This is a genomic window from Rummeliibacillus sp. TYF-LIM-RU47 (assembly GCF_008638315.1).
GTDB lineage: Bacteria > Bacillota > Bacilli > Bacillales_A > Planococcaceae > Rummeliibacillus > Rummeliibacillus stabekisii.
This window is the reverse complement of the sequence record NZ_VVIR01000001.1, coordinates 1,408,209-1,432,208: the sequence shown is the minus strand read 5'-3', so window position 1 is coordinate 1,432,208 and position 24,000 is coordinate 1,408,209. Positions and strand designations below refer to the sequence as shown.

The 24,000-nt window shown below is 36.0% G+C and carries 23 protein-coding genes and 1 other annotated feature; of the genes, 3 read left to right on the top strand and 20 right to left on the bottom strand.

What is annotated here, in order from left to right:
* Positions 1-8 precede the first annotated feature (8 nt).
* The 7 genes from F0527_RS07190 to F0527_RS07160 all read right to left on the bottom strand — a co-directional run bounded on the left by F0527_RS07190 (position 9) and on the right by F0527_RS07160 (position 6,500).
* The gene (locus tag F0527_RS07190) at positions 9-509 is read right to left on the bottom strand and encodes a CcdC family protein (protein ID WP_150284299.1); all 501 of its coding nucleotides are present in this window, start codon (positions 507-509) and stop codon (positions 9-11) included.
* Positions 510-532: 23 nt separating this feature from the next.
* Positions 533-892, bottom strand: a complete 360-nt coding sequence (locus tag F0527_RS07185; RefSeq protein WP_173668472.1) for a response regulator — start codon at positions 890-892, stop codon at positions 533-535.
* Positions 893-918: 26 nt separating this feature from the next.
* Positions 919-1,629: a cytochrome c biogenesis CcdA family protein gene (locus tag F0527_RS07180; RefSeq protein ID WP_150284298.1), complete on the bottom strand. Its 711-nt coding sequence runs from the start codon at positions 1,627-1,629 to the stop codon at positions 919-921.
* Between the two features lie 337 nt (positions 1,630-1,966).
* Positions 1,967-3,358 carry an argininosuccinate lyase gene (gene argH, locus F0527_RS07175; RefSeq protein WP_150284297.1) on the bottom strand — a complete coding sequence of 464 codons (1,392 nt, stop codon included), beginning with the start codon at positions 3,356-3,358 and terminating at the stop codon, positions 1,967-1,969.
* Positions 3,355-4,566, bottom strand: coding sequence for an argininosuccinate synthase (locus F0527_RS07170; protein ID WP_150284296.1), 1,212 nt, complete (start codon positions 4,564-4,566; stop codon positions 3,355-3,357). Before F0527_RS07170 ends, argH begins: the two co-directional genes overlap by 4 nt.
* A gap of 247 nt (positions 4,567-4,813) precedes the next feature.
* Positions 4,814-5,569: an SDR family NAD(P)-dependent oxidoreductase gene (locus F0527_RS07165; protein WP_150284295.1), complete on the bottom strand. Its 756-nt coding sequence runs from the start codon at positions 5,567-5,569 to the stop codon at positions 4,814-4,816.
* The gene (locus F0527_RS07160) at positions 5,556-6,500 is read right to left on the bottom strand and encodes an MBL fold metallo-hydrolase (RefSeq protein WP_150284294.1); all 945 of its coding nucleotides are present in this window, start codon (positions 6,498-6,500) and stop codon (positions 5,556-5,558) included. Before F0527_RS07160 ends, F0527_RS07165 begins: the two co-directional genes overlap by 14 nt.
* Positions 6,501-6,620: 120 nt before the next feature.
* Positions 6,621-6,828, top strand: a binding site (T-box leader).
* Positions 6,829-6,906: 78 nt separating this feature from the next.
* Between F0527_RS07160 and proC the strand changes: the two genes are divergently transcribed.
* On the top strand, positions 6,907-7,722 hold the full coding sequence (gene proC / locus F0527_RS07155; RefSeq protein WP_150284293.1) for a pyrroline-5-carboxylate reductase: 816 nt from the start codon (positions 6,907-6,909) through the stop codon (positions 7,720-7,722).
* A 72-nt stretch (positions 7,723-7,794) separates the two neighbouring features.
* Here proC and F0527_RS07150 read toward each other — a convergent pair whose 3' ends face one another.
* From F0527_RS07150 to F0527_RS07110, 9 genes are all read right to left on the bottom strand, one after another.
* Complete coding sequence (locus F0527_RS07150; protein ID WP_190323406.1) at positions 7,795-8,115, bottom strand: LPXTG cell wall anchor domain-containing protein; 321 nt, start codon at positions 8,113-8,115, stop codon at positions 7,795-7,797.
* A gap of 112 nt (positions 8,116-8,227) precedes the next feature.
* Complete coding sequence (locus F0527_RS07145; RefSeq protein ID WP_150284291.1) at positions 8,228-11,305, bottom strand: AAA family ATPase; 3,078 nt, start codon at positions 11,303-11,305, stop codon at positions 8,228-8,230.
* Positions 11,302-12,471, bottom strand: a complete 1,170-nt coding sequence (locus F0527_RS07140) for an exonuclease SbcCD subunit D (protein ID WP_150284290.1) — start codon at positions 12,469-12,471, stop codon at positions 11,302-11,304. The genes F0527_RS07145 and F0527_RS07140 overlap by 4 nt, the downstream gene beginning before the upstream one ends.
* 164 nt (positions 12,472-12,635) lie before the next feature.
* The gene (locus F0527_RS07135; protein WP_066786900.1) at positions 12,636-13,403 is read right to left on the bottom strand and encodes an alpha/beta hydrolase; all 768 of its coding nucleotides are present in this window, start codon (positions 13,401-13,403) and stop codon (positions 12,636-12,638) included.
* A gap of 506 nt (positions 13,404-13,909) precedes the next feature.
* Positions 13,910-15,592, bottom strand: coding sequence for a methyl-accepting chemotaxis protein (locus F0527_RS07130; protein WP_066786897.1), 1,683 nt, complete (start codon positions 15,590-15,592; stop codon positions 13,910-13,912).
* 449 nt (positions 15,593-16,041) lie between these two features.
* On the bottom strand, positions 16,042-16,710 hold the full coding sequence (locus F0527_RS07125; RefSeq protein ID WP_150284289.1) for an HD domain-containing protein: 669 nt from the start codon (positions 16,708-16,710) through the stop codon (positions 16,042-16,044).
* A 25-nt stretch (positions 16,711-16,735) separates the two neighbouring features.
* The gene (locus tag F0527_RS07120; protein WP_147193532.1) at positions 16,736-16,972 is read right to left on the bottom strand and encodes a hypothetical protein; all 237 of its coding nucleotides are present in this window, start codon (positions 16,970-16,972) and stop codon (positions 16,736-16,738) included.
* Between the two features lie 67 nt (positions 16,973-17,039).
* Entirely contained in the window at positions 17,040-18,224 is a 1,185-nt protein-coding gene (locus F0527_RS07115) for an NAD(P)/FAD-dependent oxidoreductase (protein WP_150284288.1), read from the bottom strand.
* Positions 18,225-18,255: 31 nt separating this feature from the next.
* Positions 18,256-18,687 (bottom strand): helical membrane plugin domain-containing protein, encoded by a 432-nt coding sequence (locus F0527_RS07110; RefSeq protein ID WP_066786888.1) that lies wholly within the window; start codon positions 18,685-18,687, stop codon positions 18,256-18,258.
* Between the two features lie 458 nt (positions 18,688-19,145).
* Between F0527_RS07110 and F0527_RS07105 the strand changes: the two genes are divergently transcribed.
* Entirely contained in the window at positions 19,146-19,352 is a 207-nt protein-coding gene (locus F0527_RS07105; protein WP_150284925.1) for a DUF4017 family protein, read from the top strand.
* A gap of 63 nt (positions 19,353-19,415) precedes the next feature.
* Here the strand turns inward: F0527_RS07105 and F0527_RS07100 are convergent, their stop codons facing one another.
* Positions 19,416-19,862 (bottom strand): SRPBCC family protein, encoded by a 447-nt coding sequence (locus tag F0527_RS07100; RefSeq protein WP_150284287.1) that lies wholly within the window; start codon positions 19,860-19,862, stop codon positions 19,416-19,418.
* Between the two features lie 144 nt (positions 19,863-20,006).
* On the opposite strand from F0527_RS07100, the gene F0527_RS07095 reads away from it, so the two are divergent.
* A complete protein-coding gene (locus F0527_RS07095) occupies positions 20,007-20,603 on the top strand; it encodes a DUF421 domain-containing protein (protein WP_223823531.1) in 597 nt (198 codons plus the stop codon).
* A 77-nt stretch (positions 20,604-20,680) separates the two neighbouring features.
* Here the strand turns inward: F0527_RS07095 and F0527_RS07090 are convergent, their stop codons facing one another.
* The 3 genes from F0527_RS07090 to F0527_RS07080 form a co-directional block, all read right to left on the bottom strand.
* Positions 20,681-20,866 (bottom strand): hypothetical protein, encoded by a 186-nt coding sequence (locus F0527_RS07090; RefSeq protein WP_150284286.1) that lies wholly within the window; start codon positions 20,864-20,866, stop codon positions 20,681-20,683.
* 300 nt (positions 20,867-21,166) lie between these two features.
* A complete protein-coding gene (locus tag F0527_RS07085) occupies positions 21,167-21,349 on the bottom strand; it encodes a hypothetical protein (protein ID WP_150284285.1) in 183 nt (60 codons plus the stop codon).
* A gap of 456 nt (positions 21,350-21,805) precedes the next feature.
* Positions 21,806-23,935 carry a type IA DNA topoisomerase gene (locus F0527_RS07080; RefSeq protein ID WP_150284284.1) on the bottom strand — a complete coding sequence of 710 codons (2,130 nt, stop codon included), beginning with the start codon at positions 23,933-23,935 and terminating at the stop codon, positions 21,806-21,808.
* Positions 23,936-24,000 lie beyond the last annotated feature (65 nt).

Here is a 24,000-nt window from a genome sequence, read left to right as displayed (position 1 = left end):
TTTGTTATTTACAGCTGTTGCTGTAAGTGTAATTGTTTTTCCAACTTTTTGTATTGGATCAACATAGCTATACGCCAAGGTGCAATCATAGAGTAAGCAAGCAAGAAGAAAATTCCTCCAAGCTCTCCTAAATGGATAGTATTGCTTAAATAAACTTTAACAACAGTTCTTATTATCAACAACCCTATTAAAATAAAGAAGAAAGCTTTTGATGGTTTAAGATATACTTCCCCATCGACGATATGGAATTTAGAAGTAGCTATTAGAACGGTTGAAAAAATAACTCCAACAATAACTACCTCAAATACTTGCGGCCACGGCACTCGGAAATAATCAAAACAAAACATTAAAGCACCTGTAGACATTGCAATTGGCGGTATAATTATCTTCCTTGCACTTGCAGGCTTTTTAGCAGATCTCGCACGGATAAACATCATCATGATGCCCATGAATACGACAGCCACTGTTGAGCCTACCAACATATATTGAGAAGGTATGGATTGTAGCATAAAGGTCACCTATCTTTTAATAATTATTCGGTCATTTGACGTATAGTTGCGGCTAAACGTTCCCTCTCAAAAGGTTTAATAACAAAATCCTTTGCTCCATATTTCAGCGCTTGAAGGATCATTTTTTGTTGGCCTAATGCACTTACCATGCAAATTTTAGCATTAGGATCTTCTTTAATAATTTCTTTCGTTGCTTCCAAACCAGACATAATAGGCATTGTCACATCCATTGTGACAATATCAGGGTTCAACTTAAGATATTGCTCAATTGCTTCTTTGCCATTTACTGCTTCACCAATAACTTGAAATCCGGCTTCTACTAGCATGCCTGATATCGCTTGACGCATAAATGCTGCGTCATCTACTACTAAGACTGTTGACACCTTTTCACCCCATCACCATTCCTAAACTAGAATCCTTGGAAACCACCAAATAGTGGCGATATTAACCGGTTAAAATAAGTCATACCATCAAAAAATAGAACTATGCCGACTACTATCATAATATAGCCACCGACTTTAACGATTTTTTGGCTATTTTTTCTAATCCAATTCATACGAGAAACAAAGAACGAAAGAACAAAAAATGGAATAGAAAAGCCTAAAACATAAGCCAACATATACCAGATTGCTGAATCTGGATGAGTAGAACCCAATAGCATAATAGACCCCAGAATTGGACCAGTACATGGAGTCCAGCCTGCCGCAAATACTAACCCAATTAGTATAGACCCAATGTATCCTGATGGTCTACTTTTTAACTCAAATTTACGGTCTTTCATTAAAAATTTCGGCGTAAAAATTCCAGTAATCACTAAACCAAAAACAACAATAAGAATTCCGCCTACTTGGCGTATTAATTCATCATATCTTACAAATATGCCTTTCACAAATGAAGCTCCAAAGCCTAATGCAATGAAAATCATTGAAAATCCAATTAAGAAAAATACGGTATGCAAAATGGCTCTTCTTTGCATCATTCCTTTTTGATTCTTTAGTTGATCAAAGGATACACCGGTTATGTAAGATAAAAACGCTGGATAAAGAGGCAGCGTGCACGGCGAAATAAAGCTTAAAAATCCGGCTCCGAACGCCAGAAAAACATTAACGTCAGTATTCATTTATGTACGTCGCTCCTTTTGATTATTGTTTCTATCGTAACAAACTTTGTACGAAATAACATAAATTTAGGTTGTGACATATTTTTGAACTTTGTGATGATACACCTATTGATTTAAGTTATAGTTGTTAAAGCGATTGCCATAGAGTAGGCTTTTCTCGATTTAACACAATACTTTTGGCCCTCATTAGGATACTTTCAACAGAATATTTCTATACTGAGGCAATCTATTGCTATTATTATAAGGCGGAATGACAAGAAAAGGGAAGTCTTTTTGGTGCAATATCTTGAAATCGAAGAAAAACCAGCCTCCCATTGGAAACTGGTCATGAATTTCATTACATACTTACTAGTGAACTTAAGATATCTTGTGCTTTTTCAATTTGCTTCCGAACTTCTTCAAAGCCTGTTCCACCCTGAGAGTTACGGCGCCTAACTGCTGTTTCAGGAGCTAATACTTTGAATACATCGCTTTCAATAAGAGGGCTCGCTTGTTGCATCTCTTCTAATGATAGATCCAGTAAAAAATTGCTACTTTCAATACAGTAGTATACTAACTTACCCGTAATTTCGTGTGCTTCCCTAAATGGCAAACCTTTTGTCACTAAGTAATCTGCTAATTCAGTAGCATTTGAAAAATCTTTATGAACTGCTTTATTTAAACTATCTTTATTTATGTTCATAGTACGAATCATTCCCTCAAATATACGCAGTGAGCCGGTAATTGTATGAAGTGTATCAAACATGCCTTCTTTGTCTTCTTGCAAATCTTTATTATAAGCAAGTGGCAAGCCTTTCATTACCGTTAGCAAACCGATCAAATTGCCATATACACGGCCTGTTTTTCCCCTTATTAACTCGGCCATGTCTGGATTCTTTTTCTGTGGCATAATACTCGAGCCAGTTGAAAAAGAGTCATCTAATTCAATAAATCGGAATTCCTCGCTCGACCAAAGAATAATTTCTTCCGCCAATCTAGATAAATGTGTCATCAGCATTGAGCTATTGCTTAAGAATTCAATTATAAAATCACGGTCGCTTACAGCATCTATGCTATTTTGGTAAATATCTGAGAATCCCAATAGATTCGCAGTCAACTCTCTATCAATTGGAAATGTAGTTCCAGCTAAAGCTCCCGCTCCTAGAGGTGATAGATCAATTCTGCTGATTGACTCACTAAACCGTGATTTATCTCTTTCAAGCATCCAAAAATAGGCCATTAAATGATGTGCAAAAGAGATAGGCTGAGCACGTTGCAAATGAGTATAACCAGGAGCTATCGTTTCAATATGTTCTTTTGACTTTTCAATAATTGTATTTTGCAAAGATTTGATAAGAGCAATTGTTTTCTTTACGTGTCTTTTTAAAAACAGGTGCATATCCGTTGCAACTTGGTCATTTCTACTTCGTCCCGTATGAAGTTTTCCACCTACAGGGCCTACAATATCGATTAGCATTTTTTCTAGATTTAGATGAATATCTTCTTGCTCAATGGAATAGTGGAGCCCTTCTTCTTCTGCCTTCTTCTGTAGTGTATGAAGTCCTTTTTTGATAGCGACAACTTCTTCTTGATTAAGAATTCCCGTTGTCCCGAGCATAGTTACATGGGCAATACTTCCTTCCAAATCTTCCAAGACTAATTCTTGATCGAAACTAATGGAAGCGCCGAATTCATCTACCCACTTTTCGGCTGATTTTTGAAAGCGCCCTCCCCATAGTTTGCTACTCATACTTGCACCTTCTTTGCTTCTTTGTTGTTGATCATCGCATTAACTTTTGTAGGAAGGCCAAATAACTCAATAAATCCAATCGCTGAATTATGATTAAATGCATCATCTTTTGTATAAGTAGCTAGCTTTTCATCATATAGAGAATTGGGTGATTTACGACCTTCGACAATTGCATGGCCTTTAAACAATTTAACGCGTACAGTACCGTTAACAAACTTTTGCGTTTCTTTAATAAATGCTTCGATGGCAATACGTAATGGTGAAAACCAAAGACCTTCATAAATTAATTCAGTTAACTTCTTCTCGACTACTGGTTTGAAATGAGCCAATTCTTTTACCAGCGTTAAATCTTCCAATTCTTTATGAGCAAGAAGAAGAGTGTGAGCACCAGGCACTTCATATACCTCACGTGATTTAATCCCAACTAAACGATTTTCCACATGGTCAATGCGTCCAACTCCATGTTTGCCTGCTAGTTCATTTAGTTTTAAAATCAGATCTGCCAACTTATACTCTACTCCATCGATTGCAACAGGTACTCCTTTTACAAATTCAATTTCTAATGTATCTGCTGTATCAGGCGCATCTTCTAGGGATACAGTCAACTCATATGCATCTTCTGGCGGTGCTGCCCATGGATCTTCTAAAATACCACATTCATTGGCACGTCCCCAGAGATTTTGATCAATTGAAAAAGGGCTATCTAAATTGATAGGAATAGGAATGTTTTTAGATTTTGCGTAATCAATCTCTTCCTCTCTACTCCATGCCCATTCTCTCACAGGCGCTAATACTTCTAAATCTGGGTTTAAAGATTGTATAGATACTTCAAAACGAACTTGGTCGTTCCCTTTTCCTGTACAACCATGTGCCACTGCAGATGCGCCTGTTTTTTGTGCAATTTCAACGAGTTTTTTTGAAATAAGCGGTCTTGATAACGCTGATACAAGCGGATATTTCTGTTCATACCATGTATGACCTTGTAATGAGAGCAGCGCATATTCCTCTGCAAATTCATCTTTCGCATCTACCATATACGACTCTGAAGCACCGACCTCGAGTGCTTTATTCTTTACAAAATCCAAGTCCTTACCTTCCCCTACATCTAAACAACAAGCAACTACTTCATATCCTTTGTCCTTCAACCATTGGATTGCTACAGATGTATCCAAGCCTCCTGAATAAGCTAATACTACTTTTTTTGACATTGCCCATTCCTCCTTTATGTATTTTTATACACATTTAATTTATATTTATGCATTCATGGTAACATGTAATATTTATTAATTCAAGTGAATGTTCATACATTTTTATAAATTATTTGTTTTTTCACTTGAATCAGTCTTCTTTACTCAAATTTCATTCAGTACTATCAACATAGGAAATCTTCATTTTTAAAACACAAAAATAGCGGTAATACGCATAGTACGTATCACCGCTGTAAGAATAAAACTCTTACTTTTTATAAAAAAAACTCTTCCCCAGCTTCTCAATCAACGCCGGTGCTATAGCATAAAATTTGCTCGTAATGCCCATAACACTCGGCAAATTGACTTCCCTTATTCTTGTTCCTATTGTACGGATTGTAGCATCCGCCACTTTCTCAGGTTCGAGTAATATGTTTTTCATAGCACTCCTATAGGAGGCTGTACGGTCCGCTTTATCTAGAAACGGTGTATCAATAGGACCTGGATGTATGCAGGTTACAGCAATGCAATAGGGTTTCAGCTCCATACGCAATGCATTAGTATAACCAATGAGTGCATGTTTTGTTGCTGCATAGATAGCAGACTTTGGAGTTGCTACTTTTCCTGCTTGCGAGCCTATATAAATCAGCTGCCCGCCTCCTTTTTCTTCCTTCATTTTTGCTGCTAAATACTTCGTTAATAAAATGGGTGCCTGTACGTTTACTGAAATCATGTCCATAATATCCTGATTCTCTGTTTCTGTGGCATACTCAAACGTACCAATCCCAGCTGAAAAGATTGCAACATCTAGCTCTGGCAACTGATTTACTAACCCCATCACACCTTCTACATTTGATAAATCACTTTGTATTACGGTAATATTTTTTGTACGGACCTCTTCTAAAGCCGACAAATTTCGGCCTGTTGCAATTATATTATCACCACGTTCAGCAAGCTTTAATGCAATGAGACGTCCTACTCCAGACGTTGCACCAGTAACCAAAATGGTTTTACTTTTTTTCATACCAAAATACTCCATTGGAATCCGTTTCTTCTCTAATTAACTCACAATCTAGCAAATAATCGATTTGGCCGATTGTTTGGGAAAGTGTCAGACCCAGTTGTGATTCATAATGTGTAGGGAAGATTATTTTAGTCAGCTCAAATGTATTTTGAGGCTTTCCTTCTAGTAAACTTAATACTTTCATTGCTCGAAGATGCTGCTTTTCAAGCCTTGCATTCACTAGTTCTGAAACATTATGAATATCGCCACCATGTCCACTGTATAGGACCTCTATTGGTAATGTTAATAGTTTTTTCAATGAATTGTTATATTGTAACAATGATTTAGCTCTTTTAGACTTTGGATTTAACGGTGGTTCTATTAACGGATTAGAAGCGATACGATCGAGGAGCAGGTCACCACCAAAAATACTTCTTTTCTTTTCGTTCCAAAAAGCAAAATGGCTTTGTGCATGACCTAGTGTTTCTATTGCAACGAGTCCGGGATGACCTGGTATTTCATCTCCCTCGTGTATAAGATCGGTCAAGGTACGCTCCCCAAGCATTTCTATTGAACGTGTCATTTTTTTTACCCATCCAAAGTATTTTTCTGGTACCCCTTCTTCTTTCATTCGCTCAAGATAAAAGTCATTATGAGAATTTAAAAAAACAGGATCACGTCGAAGCCATGCATCTATATAAACATGTCCAAATACTTTGGCGTTCGGAAATGCATCTATTAAACCAATATGGTCAGGATGGTGATGCGTTAGAATTACTTGTTCAATATCAGTCATTTGATAACCGGCATTTTTTATTCCCGCTTCCATTGCTTCTAAAGCAATACTTGTTTTGGTTCCCACATCAATAATGGAAAGCGCATCATCTTTTAGTAAATATGAGTTAACTGTTCCTTCTGGGTATGGAACAGGTGTCGTTATTTTTTGTATCATACGAAAACCCCTTTTGCTTAAATGAATTACTATTCACTTTATTGTATCTCTTTTTAGAGCAATCGTCATTCTTTTGATTTGACAGATTTAACAATTTTGCCTATAATCTCATTTACATATCTAAAAGCAAAGACGAAGAATAGTACACAGAAAATTTGTTTCAAGAGAATGCGGCCATGTGCTGAAAGCTGCATATTCAAATTTCTTTGGAACCTGCTTCCGAGCTGCTATGCAAACATAGCCGTAACTCTGCGATAAAGGGCAATAGTTGTGCTGCACTCGCAGCGAAACAAGGTGGTACCGCGGATTCTGCATTTTCGTCCTTATTAGTGGGGATGAAAATGCTTTTTTATTTGCAAGTATAATTTCCGCGCTTATAGAAAAATTACATGTAGGAGGCGATTTTATGGAGACAATTGTATTTGCAGGCGTTGGAGCAATGGCAGAAGCAATCATTCAGGGCTTTGTGAAAGAAGGTGTCGTACCGCCGAGAAACATGTACGTTATGAATAAATCGGATAAAGAAAAGCTACAAAAAATTGCTCATAAATATGGAGTCCAAATCGTTTGTGAAGATCGCGCCATTTTAGCGAAAGCAGATCTTTTAATCCTCGCTATGAAACCAAAAGATATCCAAGGAGCCATGGAGAATTTATTTCCTTATCTAGGTGTAAATACCACTGTGTTATCAGTGGCAGCTGGTGTCTCTATGCAGTCCATTGAAGAGAAACTTGGCAAACGGCCTATTGTGCGTGTTATGCCAAACACATCTGCTTCAATTGGAATGTCTGCAAGTGGTATAGCGTTTAATCGCCTAGTCACTGATTCACAAAAAGACGTATTTATAGGCATGCTTGAAGCCATTGGATTAGTTATTGAAGTCGAGGAAGATGAATTGCATGCAGTCACGGCATTATCGGGCAGTGGTCCTGCCTATCTATACTATTTGGTGGAGGCTTTCGAACAGGCTGGTATGAAATTTGGTTTAAGCCAAAAAACAGTACGCAATTTAGCTGTTCAAACGATTGCCGGTGCTGCAGAAATGTTAAAACAAACCAATGAAGAGCCTAGCGAATTAAGAAGGAAAGTGACAAGTCCCGGCGGAACAACAGAAGCAGGCATTAAAGCATTAGAAGAGCATGATTTCAAAGAAATTATTATGGCCTGTGTACAAAATGCTGAAGCTAAATCGCGCGAACTATCAGCTTTATTGGATAAATAAAATGCAAATCTGTATTAAAAAAGCTGTTGATGTATATATGCATCGACAGCTTTTTGTCTTAATTAGACTATTTTATTTATTTTTAGTTTTTTCATTGCTACGATTTGCTGTTTTAGAACGGCTTGTAATCAAAGCCAATAATAAAAAGAAACCTGCAATTGAAAAATATAAACCTGAATGGTTTGCTTCTACACCTGTTTGGGGTAGTGTATTTTGTACAAATTCTGCTTTATTACCATCATGTGAGCTAGCAACAGTTGCTGAATTACTTTCTACACTCATTGAATTGCTAGAAGAAGCCGTTTGTGCATGGGCATAAGAACCTTGTCCCATCAAAAAAGTGAGTCCTAGAATACCAGAACATACTAGATTTATACAATATTTCTTTATCATTTTTTCACACCTCAACATTAATATACAAACTTGCTCTTTGTAGACTTTACGTCCCATCGCCCCATTATATACCTAACATCGAGATTAGGCTATTTTTTTTCTTATAAGTTTGCTATTTTAAAACGAATTTTGTATGACTATGCCCTTCCTTGCTTTTCTTCACTTCTAATAGAGCGGGCATTGCGTCTTTTAATTCGGCCACATGTGAAATAATACCAACAATCCTACCATTATTCTGCAGATCAATCAGTGTTCGAATTGCTTTGTTTAATGCTTCTTCATCTAAAGTACCAAATCCTTCATCAATAAACATCGTGTCAATTTGAATATTACCTTGGAATGATTGAATAACGTCGGACATACCAAGAGCTAATGATAAGGATGCGTTGAACTTTTCGCCACCTGATAGAGTTTTTACATCTCGTTTTTGTCCAGTATACGCATCATAGACATCTAAGCCTAAACCACTCTGTTTTCCCCTTGCTTCTTGTCGGTCACTTCTAACAAGTCGATATTGTCCCCCTGACATTGGATGCAATCTCGTATTGGCTGCATGGATGATTTGCTCTAAATATTCAATTTGCAAAAAGCGTTCAAAAGAAATCTTCAGTGAATTCTGACCACGTAAGACATTATACAAATCTATAATTTTCGCGGTTTTTTCTTCTAGCTGTTGTATCTCTTTACCGCTTTCTTCTATTACTTTTACCAACCGGTGCCCATCTGCTTGATACTTTTTAATAGCGTGGATTTGTTCATTTAAATTCTTTGCTTCCAATTGAATAGCTGCAAGCTGACGCTCTAAATTAGTTTCATCTTTTGTTTGTTGGCCTGCATATTCTTCCAAGCCTGCTTTAATTTGCTCCTTCAATGCGTATAAATGCAATTTATATGCTTCATAGGAAGATTCCATTGTTTCAATGTCTGAAAGTTTTATCCTTGCTGCTTGATAAGCACTTCCTTGATCAAAACCCGCAGAATAGACCGCTTCTTTAAACTGACTTTGTGCCTCTTCTAAGGCTTGTTTAGCCAAGATATAATTTTTCTCAGCACTATCAATTGTTGCTCTAAGAGAGACGACCTTATTCTTCGACTGTTCTATTTTCTTTTCTATTACTTCATAATGCCTAACTAACTCATCTTTTTTAAGAGATAGCTCTTTAATTTTATCGGTCAATGCTTGTATAGAGGAAAGGCCAACTGGTATCTCCTTTTGTAAGCTTTCGAATTCTCCTCGTACTTGATAAAAGCCCTCAAGATTAGCATTTTTCTCTTGTTCAAGGGTGGCGTATTTTTGTTGTAACATTTCCCTCTTATCATCAAGTAGCTGCTTCTCTTGTCGAAGTACTTCTAACTTCTTCTTTTGTCTCTTTAAATCGTTAACTTCTTGCTCTAATAGTTGAAACTCTTGGGAGATTTTTTCACCATCTGTCGGCGCCATACCCAATCTACGTAGCTCTTCTTCCCACTGAAGACTTTGTTGTCTACCGGCATTTACACTGGCTTGGTATTCAAAGTAAGCTGTAGAAGCTGTATCCGCCTCGTATTTCAACGCAGACAATTGCTGCTCTGTTAGCGAAATATCATGATTGCCTTCTAGCGATCGATGTTCCAAGCTTCCGCAAACAGGACATGGTTCACCATCCACAAGCTTCGTGGCAAGGACACTTGCTTGGTTATTGATCCATTTCTTCTCTTCACGCTCATAGTTTTCAAGTTTTGATTCATACATTTGCTTTTTGGTTTTTTCATCTATGAGCAACTGTTCTAAAGATAACATTTGTCTCTGCCACTTTTGCCAAGTTGATTGTTTTTCTTTTAATTCTGTTAGAGTGACGACCTTTTCATCATAGGTTTCTAATGGTTTAAGAAGGGCAGTAATTTGTGTTGCATGCTGATTTCGTTGATTATCAACCGTCTCTAAGTCAGCTGTAATCAACTTCAATCGATTAGCAAAGTTTTCAACATCTAGTTGCCTTTTCGATAATTTTTCAGAAACCTTCTCAAGTTCATTGAGCTTCACCTCTAGCTTTTGCAATGTTGAAAGCTCAATAGTAAGCTGCTCTATCATTGGTATATTCTGTTTTGCTTCGTTGAATTCCACTTCTTGCTTTTGATGCTCCATTGCTGTAAGTCGATATTCTTCTTCCAACTTGGCTAATTCTTGTTCTTTCTGCTTCTTATCTTGTAATTTTTCATAGTATCTTTCTTCTATCGGAATAATATGGCTGGCTTTTTTAGCATTTTCAATTCTTTGCTTTATTTGTTCAAAATGCTCTTTTTGTTCTTCTAACCGTTTCAGCTCTGCTTCTTTTTCCTGATAGGATATTAGACGTTTGTTAAACTCTTTTGTTTCAACAAGAAGGGTATGATGTAAGTTGATTTTCAAGTTAAGCTCTTGGGTTAGAGCTTCTTTTTCAGCCTGCTGCTCTTGGTAATATTGTACCTCTTCAGCTAACGCAAATAGCAACTGATAAATATTAATATGTTCTGCGCTTAACACTTCGTAGAGATGTGAATTACGTTCAGGTATTACGGATTGAATTTGTTTAATATATAAGTCTCTCTTAGCGTGCGCTTTTTCTAAAGAATTCATTGCTAAGTCTCTTTTGATTTTTAAACTATCCGCTAAATGGCGATAGGATTCCGTTTTAAAAATTTTCCGCAGAATAGCTTCTTTATTCTCCGTTTCTGACGTTAGCAACTTACGGAATTCTCCTTGTGGCAACATAACTATTTGTTTAAATTGATCCTTCGATAAACCTATCAGTTCTTCCATTTTACGATTTATTTCTGTGAGTTTTTGTGATTCAACTACTGGCTTTTCGCCATCAGATTCCACTTTAACAAATTCCAATTTATCGCCCGTAGCATTTTTATTTCCTTTTTTCTTGTGAGCTAATTGACGAAAAATACGGTAAGTACTGCCCTTAATTGTAAATAAAAGTTCAGCCGATGTATGAATATCTTCTGCTGCAAAATGGCTACGTATTTCCCTTATTTCTGCTCTGTCCTCCCCACTAGCAGAACCATATAAGGCAAAACAGATTCCATCAAAAATTGTTGTCTTCCCAGCCCCAGTCATTCCTGCAATAACGAAGAGTCTATGTTCCCCAAGCTCCCTAAAATCAATGATTTCCGTTTGTTTGTATGGACCAAATGCGGTTAATTTCAGCTGTAATGGCTTCATTTGGATTCCACCTCAATTTCTTGCTTGTGAAGTAATTCTTCTTGTAATACTTCTTTGAACAGGTCAAGTGTATCCGAATCTGGTTCTTGTCCCGTAATTTCATAATAAAAAGACTCGAACAAAGTCACATCATCCATTTTTCTCTTTGATATATTTTCTTCTAATGGTTTATTTCTATAATCCAACAATGATATGCGTTCAACATGCATCGCATTTGGATAGACGGATCTAATCTTTTCCATTGGAGATATTATGGGACTTTCATCTAACAACTTGATAAACAAATAATCTTCGCAAGTCTGTGACACTAATATTTGTTCCATTGTATTTTCGATTGTTCTCATATCACGTTTTGGCATTAATGGTTTCTTGGTTGTTGTAATTTGCCCAGCACCATCTATTTCAACAATCAAATAACTCTTTTTATGATTTTCTTCAGAAATAGAATACTTCAACGGCGAACCCGAATATCTAATTTTTTCTGAATCGACAAAGTGTGCTTGGTGCAAATGCCCAAGAGCAGTGTAATGAAAAGGCTCAAAAAGCTTGGCATCAATGCATTCAGATCCCCCTATAGATAAAGGTCTTTCAGCGTCAGAAGGATTTTGTTCTTCTGCCCCATTCTTTGTAACGAAAGCATGTCCAATAAAAATATGTCGGGCTTTAGGATCCATATTAGGGACAATTGATTCAATAATCTTTTCCATCGCTTGTTGCTGTGTTCTTATAGCTGGATCTTGGAAAAGATATCGAACTTGCGTTGGATCTGTATATGGTACAAGGTGAAAATGAACTTCTCCCGTATCATCTTTTAAAATAACCGGTGTTTGATCTAACGTCAGATTCCCAATTAAATGAAGCCCACGTGAAGCCATAAAACGCGCACCAAAGTGGATACGATTAGGACTATCATGATTACCTGCTATTGCAAGAACTGGTATCTCACGTTTGATCACTATTTCAAAGAATATGTTATCTAACAGTTGGACTGCCTCAGTTGGTGGAACAGCACGATCATATAAATCTCCTGCTATGATAATAACGTCGGGTTTTTCCTTATCAATTTCTGCAATAAATTGTTGTAGTATATATGCTTGGTCTTCAATCATGGAGACCCCTTGTACATATTTCCCTAGATGCCAATCAGCCGTATGGAAAATTTTCAACAGTCTCACTCCATTCGATAAATATTTTCTTTATCATACCATATATGTTGCAAACGAATGTTCTGAAATAATAGGGCTTTTTGATGACTCTTTATACAAAAAAAGAACATCACGTTATAAAAGTGATGTTCTTTCTCTGTATAAATATTTTCACCGCTATAATACTAGGCATGAAGAATTTGTGCTTCAGTAGACCAATCTAATTCATCAAGGAAATGTAGAGTATCTTCAAACACTTTTTCACGTTCTTTACCTAAAGTTATAATATGGCCAGAATTTTGATACCAGATGATTTCTTTTTCATCTGCTTCAACAGTTTCATATATATATGGTGCACTCTCTTGGTATAAAGAGTCATCCAATTTGCCTTGTAGTACTAATGTAGGTGAATGGATTTCTTCTATTTCATCAGAAGTATGCTGAATCATCTTTTGGACCTCATCCAAAGCCTGTCTTGGCATAGCTTTTAATGCGTCTAATTCGATTTGAATTTGGTTCTCGTCTTTACCCTCTAGTTTTTTATATACTTGCGCATAATTGTATAAACGTTCGAAAAGACCTTCTTTTGATTTACGTTTGATCGGTGCACACATTGATACCACACCTTTAACAGGAAATTCTGCTCCAACTTTTAAGGTGAAGACTCCTCCTAAAGAAATACCTGCTACTGCAATTTCCTGATAGCCAAGTTCTTTCAAGTGATGATATCCCCGTGTTACATCTTCCCACCAATACTTCGCACCATATTTCAAGATTTCTTCAGCGCTGACCCCATGACCACGATACATAGGCGCATGGCAAGTATAGCCTTGCTTGTTTAAAAATTGACCTAACTTTTTAACGTCTTTTGTGCTTCCTGTAAAACCATGCAATAACAAGACAGCTCTGTGGTCCCCTTTTAATGTAAATGGTTGAGGTGCTAATAACTTCATTTTTTAAAACTCCTTTTTATATAATGAGCATATAATAGTTAATTTCTTGTCAAATAAAAATCACAATTTTAATCTTTATTTTGAGGAAAACGCTCAATATTTGTTCACAATTAGATTACATCAAGACTAACACCTTTTATTTATAATGTACAGTATATTATCTTATGTTTTATCATGCATTTTTGTAATGATTATTATGAGAAATATGTCTTGTTACACTGATGAGTTAAAGTCTCTAATAATTCTACAAGGTGTATTGTATACGCTATAAAATGCATATTTTTTCACAGTCAAAGGTTGAGAAAGAAAGACAATAAATTTTGCTGTTGAACGTGAAAATAATAAACTACGATTTGAATCTCCTAATAACATAGACTTGTTTTATTCAGGAATCTTTTTATACATGTTTTTCACAAATCGTATATAGTAAAAAAAGAAAACCTCGGAAGAAGTTAATATCTCACGAGGTTTTCTTTTTCTTCAGTTTTTAGTTATTCCACTATTTCTCATACTCTAAATTTATAGGTCAGATCTTGGAGACCTGTCGCTTGTTTATTAAGTTCTTGTACAACTCCATTAATTTCTTGCAGTGTTGCATTTTGCTCTTCCACAGAACCAGAAATGTTTTTTGCTGAGGTGGCAGACATTTCTGCTCGTGTGGCTATCTCTTCTACAGATGCGGTAACTTCTTCAGCAGCAGCTGAAAGTTGCTCTGATGTTGTAGTTACATCTTCTAAGCGTGTCGTCATTTCATCTACTGACTCTACGATATCATCAAAAGAGTTTGCAGCATCCGTTATTATATGAACACCTTCGTCTACATTTTTAAGATTCGAATTTACCGATTTTGCAACTGTCTCAGTGTCCATTTGGATTGTGGTAGTTAGTTTTACAATTTGCACTGCTGAGTTCTTGGATTCTTCTGCTAATTTTCGAACTTCATCCGCTACTACTGCAAAACCTTTACCATGATCACCAGCTCTTGCCGCTTCAATAGCTGCATTTAAAGCTAAAAGATTAGTTTGTTCTGCAATATCTGTTATTAAATTCGTCATATGCTGAATCTCTTCAGCTTGTTTTTTCAAACCGATTATCAAGTTATTTGTCTGATTAGTAGAATCTGAAATTAACTGAACTTGGTTCTTCGCAACATTTAAGATTTTACCGCCCTGATTTGCTAGTTCTGTTGCATTTTTAGCTCGATCAAAGAGTGTCTGTGAAGCCTCTGCGATTCGTTGAACACCAAGTGATGTTTCTTGCATGGCTTTGGCTGCTTCCTGCGCTACATCTACCGAGTCCTGTGCTCCTCGGGATGTTTCATCGACATTATCAGAAACTTTATCTGCAGCATGTGAAATTTCTTCTGTGGATGCAGCTAATTCTTCAATCGAAGAAGAGAGCTGGTGAGATCCCGCTGCAATATGTCGAATAATACCTTGCAAGTTCTTTTTCATTTCATTGAAAGAAGCAGCCAATTTTCCTACTTCATCGTTAGATTTTATAGGAATATCATCTTGCAACAAATCACCTGCTGCAATTTGTTGTGCACCTTTAACGACATCCAACAGTGGCTTAACAATAATTCTTCTTACATTATTAATAAATAGCAGGGCTGTTAAAATACCGAGAATTGCTATTACAAAGTTTAAAATTTTCGCATTTTTCGCGATATAATCTACCTGATCCTGTGCAGCCTTCAGCGAGTCTTGTTCATACTTATCGGCTGATGCTACAATCCCCATTAAATCATGACTTGCAGATTCTGCACTCGTTAATTGTGAAGCTGCATTATCATCCATATTTTGTTCTTTAGATTGAACAATCCCATCAATAACTTTGTTGTAATCTGTTGTTAAGTCATTCATCATCTCTGAATAGTCACGAAGCTTTTTAGTATTAGCATTCTTTTTTAAATCATTAATCGATTTGGTTGTTGCTTCTTGGTAAGACAATAATTTTTGTTTATTAGATGCATTGCTGTCTAACAAATAACTTCTCACATATAAACCTTCAAAGGCAAGATTTGATTTAATTGCATTGATTTGGTTAATCGTATGTATATTTGTATTGATAAGTTCATTAAAAGAACCAACCAATTTGTTCATTCTATTTGCATTTACACCCATCAGAATCAGTAGAAAGAGTAATAAAGCAATAAATCCTACACTTATTTTCTTTTGAACAGACATAATTCTCTCATCCCCTTTATTATTCCAAATAGAAGTACAAATAAAGTCCAGTAATTGTGTTACTAACTTCTACTTATAGAATTCCCACCCTTCAAGATCTACCTAGAGTTATAGTGACATATCTAAGTACTAATATAATAGCATTATTTTACACAAAATATATTAGTCCAAAGTACCCAAATTTATTGATTTATTAAACTTGAATAAATTTTTGAACTTTTTATACAACATTCTATCAAATTCCTAACAAAACCGAGATATTTAATATAGCTTATCGAAAAATATATTTACAAATTAGCAGCCATAGTAAACTCGATGAACTAGCATAGATTAGAGCTTGAATACGAATGGACGTAAAATAACATTAAAAAAACAAAAACCACAGACACCTGTAAGAAATTTACAATGCGCTGTAGTCCCATGTTAGCTATCAACAATACGAATAATATTTACCTTTTGGCATCCCATTCAGCATAAAATTGTTCTAAATAAGTTTCTAGGAATTGATGCCTTCCTTCTGCTAGGTTCTTTCCCATATTAGTATTCATTGTGTCTTTTAGTTTTAATAATTTCTCATAAAAATGCATAATCGCTGTATCTTTACCTGATCGATATTCTTCCAGTGTTAAGTTATCTCTAGGTTTCATATCAGGGTGATGTATTGGTCGCCCTTTAAAGCCCGAATAGCACATAACTCTAGAGATGCCTATGGCACCCATTGCGTCTAATCTATCTGCATCTTGTACAATTTTACCCTCTAGAGTCCTCATTTCGTTTTTCTGTGTTCCACCTTTAAATGACATAGTCGTAATGATTTCTAGAATGTCAGCTGCCGTGACATCATCCACTCCATTATCTTTCAACCATAGTTTAACTTTATTAATTCCAGTTTCTTCATCTTTATTTAATTTTTCATCTGCGACATCATGCAATAAGGCTGCAAGCTCACATATAAAAATATTTGCACTTTCTTTTTCAGCAATTATCATCGCCAATTCTGTTACTCTGTGAACATGCCACCAATCATGGCCACTACTATCTCCACCCAGTTCTGCGTATACAAATTCTCTTGCTGAGTTAATAATTTTTTCTTTAGCAGCACTTCCGTATGTATTCAATTTCTTTACCTCCTTTAAAGCTTACTTATATAAAATAGCCATTTTTATATTTCTGAATAACATAGTCTTTTATAGACTGAATGCATTCAGCTGATAAAGGACTCTTGTTTTTGCTAATTATATCTCCATATGGTGTACCATCCACCATACGTATCATTCCTGAAAATTTTTGTTCTTTTGTTTCGTCATATCCTTGAACATGAATAAAACAGGTTATCGGCCCGTGAAAGGCATAATCAATAATGGTAATTTGTTGTTTCATTCTGCCACCCTCTTTTGTTTTAAAAAAACCGACTTCCATTAAAGAAGTCGGTTTTGCTATCATCGGCTTAGTAAGCTAATCCGTATAATGCTTTAATATGTGATAAGTAGCGAATATTACTTGCTTCTTTCATTAACGTAGCTGACAAACCTTTTAGTTGTGTATTATTAGCACCAACTGTTGCTACGCCATCTTTACGGCCTAAAGATGCAAGTGTACCAGAGTTCACTGCTACAAATGTTTTCATTGGTTGACCTTTCAATAGAGCAAACAAGTTATAACCCGCTGTTTCACCCATTTGCCATGCTACTTGAGCTGTTGGAGCATACAGTGGACGTGCACCTGGCTCAGGAATCATAACAGAAGAGTCACCTACTACGAATACATCAGGATGTGAAGTAGATTGTAAGAACTCGTTAATTGTTGCTTTACCACGATCTACTTCTAAGCCAGACTCTGCTACTACTGGGAGTGCTGCAACTCCGCCTGTCCATACAAATGTATTGGCAACGATCACTTGACCATCTTTTAATGAAATTTGGTTACCTTCTACAGAAGTAACAGGAAGTCCTGTTAAGAATTCAACACCGCGTTTTGATAAAGATTCAGTAGCTCGTTCAATTAAAGTATCTGGTAATACAGGAAGCACTTTTGGTCCTGCTTCAACTAATTTTACATTGAACTCTTTAAAGTCTACACCATATTTTTCAGCAACTTTTGGCATATTGTCGATAATTTCACCAACAAGTTCAATACCAGTCAAGCCGCCTCCACCGATTACGATAGTTGCATCTGCAGGATCTTTTGTTTCTGCATAAGCTTTAATTTTTGATTCAATATGGTTGAAGATATTGTTTGCATCGTTAACAGATTTAAGTACCATACTGTTTTCTTCAAGTCCTGGAATTCCGAAGAATCCTGTTTGGCTGCCAAGTGCAACTACAAGGATATCGAAAGAAAGAGATGAACCATCATCTAATTTAACGAATTTGCCGTCTGGAGAAATTTCAGTCACTTTAGCAATGTGAAGGTCAATGTCTTTACCTTTGAATAATTTTTCAAGTGGGAAAGAAACTGCTTTTTCATTGATTGTGCCGCCAGCTAAACGGTGAAGTTCTGTAATAATTTGATGAGTAGGAAATTGGTTGACAACCGTTACTTCCGCGTCATCTTTTGTTGCGTATTTGCGGAATGTTAATGCAGCTAAAACGCCACCGTATCCTCCGCCTAAAATGATGATTTTTTTTGACATAATAAATCCTCCATGTTCAGAATTAATAATTCTATTTTAAATGTTTATGTTCTTCGTTCACTTGGATGAAAGCATTCGCAAAACGGAAAAGTTGTTGTACTTGAGGTTCTTTAATCAAGCGAAGCATACCGAAAAGGCCAATTGTTTCAGTGCTAGCATCAGCACGGTCTTTCGCTTCGATTGCTGTTGCTGCTAGTCCTTTAGCAGATTTTACTACTGGGTTGGCCATTTCACTAACAGCACCAACGATATCGTTTTTCAAAACTTCATCTGTTGTTAAAGATTGAGCTAAGTCATAAACTTTTGTAAGAGTAGTCATCATTTCTGTCAATTTTGGCAATTCATTAACCAAAGCAGTGATTGATTCTTGTACCTCAGGTTTCAATAATTGATCCAATACATCCAGTTTTTCTTGGCTTACAGCTTTTTGTTCAGCTTGTAATTGATTAGTCGTTTCTGACATATCCAATTCTCCTTTGCAATAACTATTATTAACTACATATTTCAAAGTAACCTAAAGAAGCATTACTTGACAATCCTTAGACATCTAACAATAAGACGCTTTTGGCCAAGCATGCCAAAACACATCCAAATTACACACTTTCACTCAAAAAGTGTGTTTGCCAATCATGTTAAGCGCCTTGAAAATCAGTATGCTTCGAATATTTAAATGGAGTATTCTCCCCACTTTTAACCTACATAATGAATAATACACCTTTCTTCACAGACTTTCCATCTTAAAAGAGTATTTTCTGTGAAAAAAGTCAAAATGCATAGTTTTCTTTTGGTAAATTTTATATAATTAATTTCTTTATATTATTGAAATCTATTTCAGGAACGAAATGTATATGCTAGAATAAAATAGTAGAAATAGAAATCACTTAGAGTACGATAAAGGCTAGGAGGCAGTTGTATATGAAAATGAATTACTTTGTCCCCCCTGTACTAGCTTATCTGATTGTTTGTATAATTTGTACCACCCTCCCAGCTCCTGAAGGATACAATTCAGTCGGCTGGAAATTATTTGTTGGTCAAATTTACGCAATACCCATGTTGTTCATTGTTTCCTTGATCATGTTCATTTTAAAGAAAAAAACACCAGAAGCAAAAAAAAGAATGGATTGCTAAAAGCAATCCATTCTTTTTTTAAAATACATACGTGTATGTAAAACCTTCAAATACTGTTTTCTCTTATACGTGTACTAAACCGATCCGATTAGCTACACGATTCGTCAACATATTTGTTGCCTTTGGCAGAACAGCTTGGAAAATCGGGTTTAACACAGGTGCAGCAAACCCTCCAGCTTTCACCTCTAGATAACCAGTCATTTTCGTTTTTTCTTCACTAATTGCTTCTCCTTCAAAGTAACCGTTACCAGTAAACTTATCAGTCAAACCTGTTAATGTAAATGAAATTTTATTAGGCTCATCCCAGCTTGTAATAGTAATCTCCACTTTTACTTCTTTTTTCAATACACCAACATTTCCTGCAAATGTCCAATTTGAATGTTGCTCATCCATCATTTCATGTTCTCTATAGCCAGGCACTAAAGTTGCCCAATTTTCCATTTTACTAACAAAATCCCAGACATCTTTTTGTGGAACATTTACTTCTACTGTGTGTGAAGCTGTTGCCATTATGATCACTACTTTCTATATTTTTAGTCCACCATCATTATACATAAAAACATTTCAAAGGAATACTGCTAAACCATAATTCGTATAGCAATACAATTATTGCACAGTTTAAAAAGACAAATTCAATTGAAAAGAGTGGATGATGTGGCATTAATCTTGAAAACGTTGCTTCTCATTTTATCAGGTGTAATCTTATTAAGAATTTCAGGCAGAAAATCCATTTCACAGATGAACTTAAGCACCACCATCTTAATGATTTCTACTGGAACAATTCTTGTCCAACCGATTGCAGGTCAAGGAGTCACTCATACAATTATGGCTGTAGGAATTCTTGTATTATTAGTTCTTTTTTTAGAATATCTTCAATTAAAGTTTAATGCCATAGAAAAACTTATTACGGGAAAAAGCAAAGTGGTGATCGAAAATGGAAAATTAAACATTCGTAACATCAAGAAAGTTCGATTGACAATAGACCAGTTGGAAATGCGACTTCGCAACCAAGGTGTATCGCGTTATCAAGATATTAAAACGGCTACTATTGAACCTAATGGTTTGCTTGGTTACGAATTAATGGATGAAGCCAAACCCTTAACTGTTGGAGAATTTAAAAAAATAATGGAAACTTACCAACGAGATATTTCTTCACAAACAACTACTGATCCTGCAACACAACAACCCACTATTTTTGATGAATTAACTGAAAAGCCTAAAGAATATGATCATCCTGATTATCTTCAATAAGATTACTTCACATTAAAAGCTTAAAAAAGTGCCCAAACGGTACAATAAATAAATTGTATCAAATGGGCACTTTTTATTTAATCGTTGTTTTTAGAAGTATCTGCCTCAGTTTGTTTACCTACATTATACGTATCACTTTTCGCCTTGGCAGCATTATCATGTTTTGTTTCCTCAAAATCATCTGGGTTCAAATCAAAACTCAAACCAGATTCCTCACGAGCTTCTTTCTTGGTAGATAAATTTTTCTTTTCATTGTTTGCCATGTTTCTTCACCTCCACATCTAGAATGCTCGAAAAGCACTCATTCATGCAGATAAATGCCCACAAGTGTAAAAAGGGTATATCTGCCGTTATGCATATATACCCCTTGAATCGATATTCTATAAGCTAATATCAAAAAAATTCTTATTTTATCTTGGCCAATCTTGCTACCGCAGTTAAATCCTGCTATAAGTTCTTTCCTCTAAGTTAAGCAATGCGAACCCTAACTACTTTCGAGTTCTTATACCTGTAGAAAAATTGCCTAATTGGAATAATACTTTGAATCAAATAAATACTTTTAATTATTCGTTGAGACGCGAAGGATTTGTTTTATTTGTTGGTATATCCTTGTTTTCATTATCATTTTTATCTTTTGCTGAGTTATTTTGCCCTATTACATCTAAATCGTCTGGACTTATATCATAGCCGTAACCAAATTCCTCACGGTCTAAATTGTTTGACTTTTTCTTTTTGTTGTTAGCCATGTTTTTCACCTCCACATCTAGAATGCACAAAAAGCATTCATTCATGCGGATAAACTCCCTAAATTGGACAAAGGGTATATCTACCGTTATGGCAAATATACCCTTTGGATTGGATATTTTATTAGCTAATTTAAAAAAGTTCTTATTTCAACCCGATCATCCGGGGAATATCTATCACGTTTACTGTTGCCGCGGTAAAATCCTACTGGAAAGTTCTCTAACTTAAGCAACGCGAACCCTACCTACTTTCGCGTCCTTGTAGCCCTATAGCCACGCCAGTATGAATAAGTATCTTCAAAAACAGATCGTAGAATGCCAATAACTTTAAAATTAGCTAATCAGCATAAATTATATTATCTCTTACTTTTCTCGAATTGTCAACCCAATTGAATAACTATTAAATTAACAAATATGAAACGACCAGTATATCTATCGATTTCCTTTTAATAACAACCACTAATTAAATACAAAGGTTACTTTCCCTTGTTCAAGCTTTAACTGAGCCGAAAAGGTCATACCTTTTTTGGATTTAAAACCCTTGATTTCTTTCGTGATTCCATTCTGGCATAGTTCTTTAATCTGGTTTGGTGATATCATTTTGCTGGCCACTCTTTTAGATATAATTAAGCTACAACCTTCTTTATATTGAGAACAACCATAAAAATTTTTTCGCGAGACCAACTTACCCTTATGGCAAAGAGGACATACAATATCTATTTTTTCTTTACACAAAGATTCTTGAGGGATCTGAATTGTTGTCTTCTCCACTTTATCAGGCGTGGTCTCTATTAAATGATGGAGAAATTTTTTCACACTGTTTAAAAAAGCTTCTTGCGTGCCAGTATTATTACCAATTTTACGCAAATAGTTTTCCCATTTAGCAGTCATAGACGGACTTGCGAGAAGTGAGCCTTCTAATGTTTCACAGAGTATGCGTCCTTTATCTGTGATGGAAACAATGTTTTTGGCGACATCAATATAACCGTGTTTTTTTATTGTTTCAATAATACCTGCTCGCGTGGCCTCTGTCCCTAAACCCTCCACCTCTTTCAAAATATCACTTTCTCCTGAATCCTCGATTATTTTACCACAGGTTTTCATCATTTGAATTAGTTGGCCTTCTGTATAAGGTTTTGGGGGTTGGGTAGTACCTTCATGGATATGAAGGATAGCCTCCACACTTTCATTCTTTAAAACTTTAGGCAAATACGGTTCTTCTTTCTTTTTCGCTGGAGCTGGCCATAATTCCTGAAAGCCTCGAACAAGTTCAATTTTTCCTGTAGTCTTAAACTCAATACCAACTACATCTGTAATAATGATTGTCTCTTCATATAGATAGTCATGGTGGAACATTGAAATAGTCGTACGGACTACCTCTAGGTAGAGATTTTTTTCTTGAAGCGATAAACCGTTTAACTTAGCTGAAGTAGGAATCGTTTTAGTAGGAATAATAGCATAATGCTCATCCACTTTAGATCCATCAACATATCTTCTTTGTGGTTTAGTATGAGTTGCTTCAAATCGCTGGCCAATGAGTTGTTGATATCCTGATAGCCCTCCAGAAAGATAGTTAAATTCTGCATCCGTAATGTATTGGCAATCTGAGCGTGGGTAAGAAATCAGCTTTTTTTCATACAAGGATTGAGCGATTTCCAACACCTTTGCCGGGCTATATTTCCACATCTTGTTGGCTTTTGCTTGCAATGTAGAAAGTGAATGGAGCTTTGGCGGTCTAATGGACTTCTTCACTTTCTTTACATCTTTAACAATACCATTCAACGGAGTATTTTCTTGCACTCCTGCTTGCTTCAACAATTCTTCTACTTCTTCACGCTTGTCCTTTTTTATATTAGCTTTCCCTTGGTATATTCCTTGCTGCGAAGCAAATTCACCAGTTAGCTCATAAAATTTGGCAGGCTTAAAATCTTCAATCTCGAGTTGTCTCTGATAAATCATGAAAACAGTTGGTGACTGAACACGGCCGATGGACATCGTTTCATTGTACCCTTTTGCTTTCAGAAGCATTGTATATAAACGGCTTGCATTCATGCCGACTAGCCAATCACTAATTTGGCGTGTTTGCGCTTCTTGATAGAGCAACAGATCCTTTCGGTTATCGCGTAAGTTTGAGAAACCTTTTCTGATTTCCTCTGCTTCTAGGGAATTAATCCAGAGCCTTTGAACTGGCTTATTTCTTACACCTGTCTGTTTTAATATTGAATAAAAGATATTAGAACCTTCCCGATCGACGTCACAAGCATTAATTAAGAGGCTCGCCTCCTTGAACAACCGTTTCACCTCTTGAAATTGTTCCCACTTTCCCTTCCCTACTCTAAATTCATAGCGATCGGGAATCATGGGCAATTGTGAAAGCGACCACCGCTTCCATTCAGATTTATAATCAGCAGGCTGCTTTAGTTCTACTAAATGGCCTATACCCCATGTAATCGTTGCTCCATGAGGTAAAACTGGAGAAGGTTTTAATTCTATGTAATGTTTTGTTTTTCTAGCAACTTGAAAAGCCTCTGCATAAGCCTTAGCCTGCGAAGGTTTTTCAGCGAGTATAACAACTTGTTCTATTGTCATTCAACCTCCTGTCTCTCTGCTTAACTTTGACTGTCAGCCCTTAAAAGAACACATATTCTTATAAT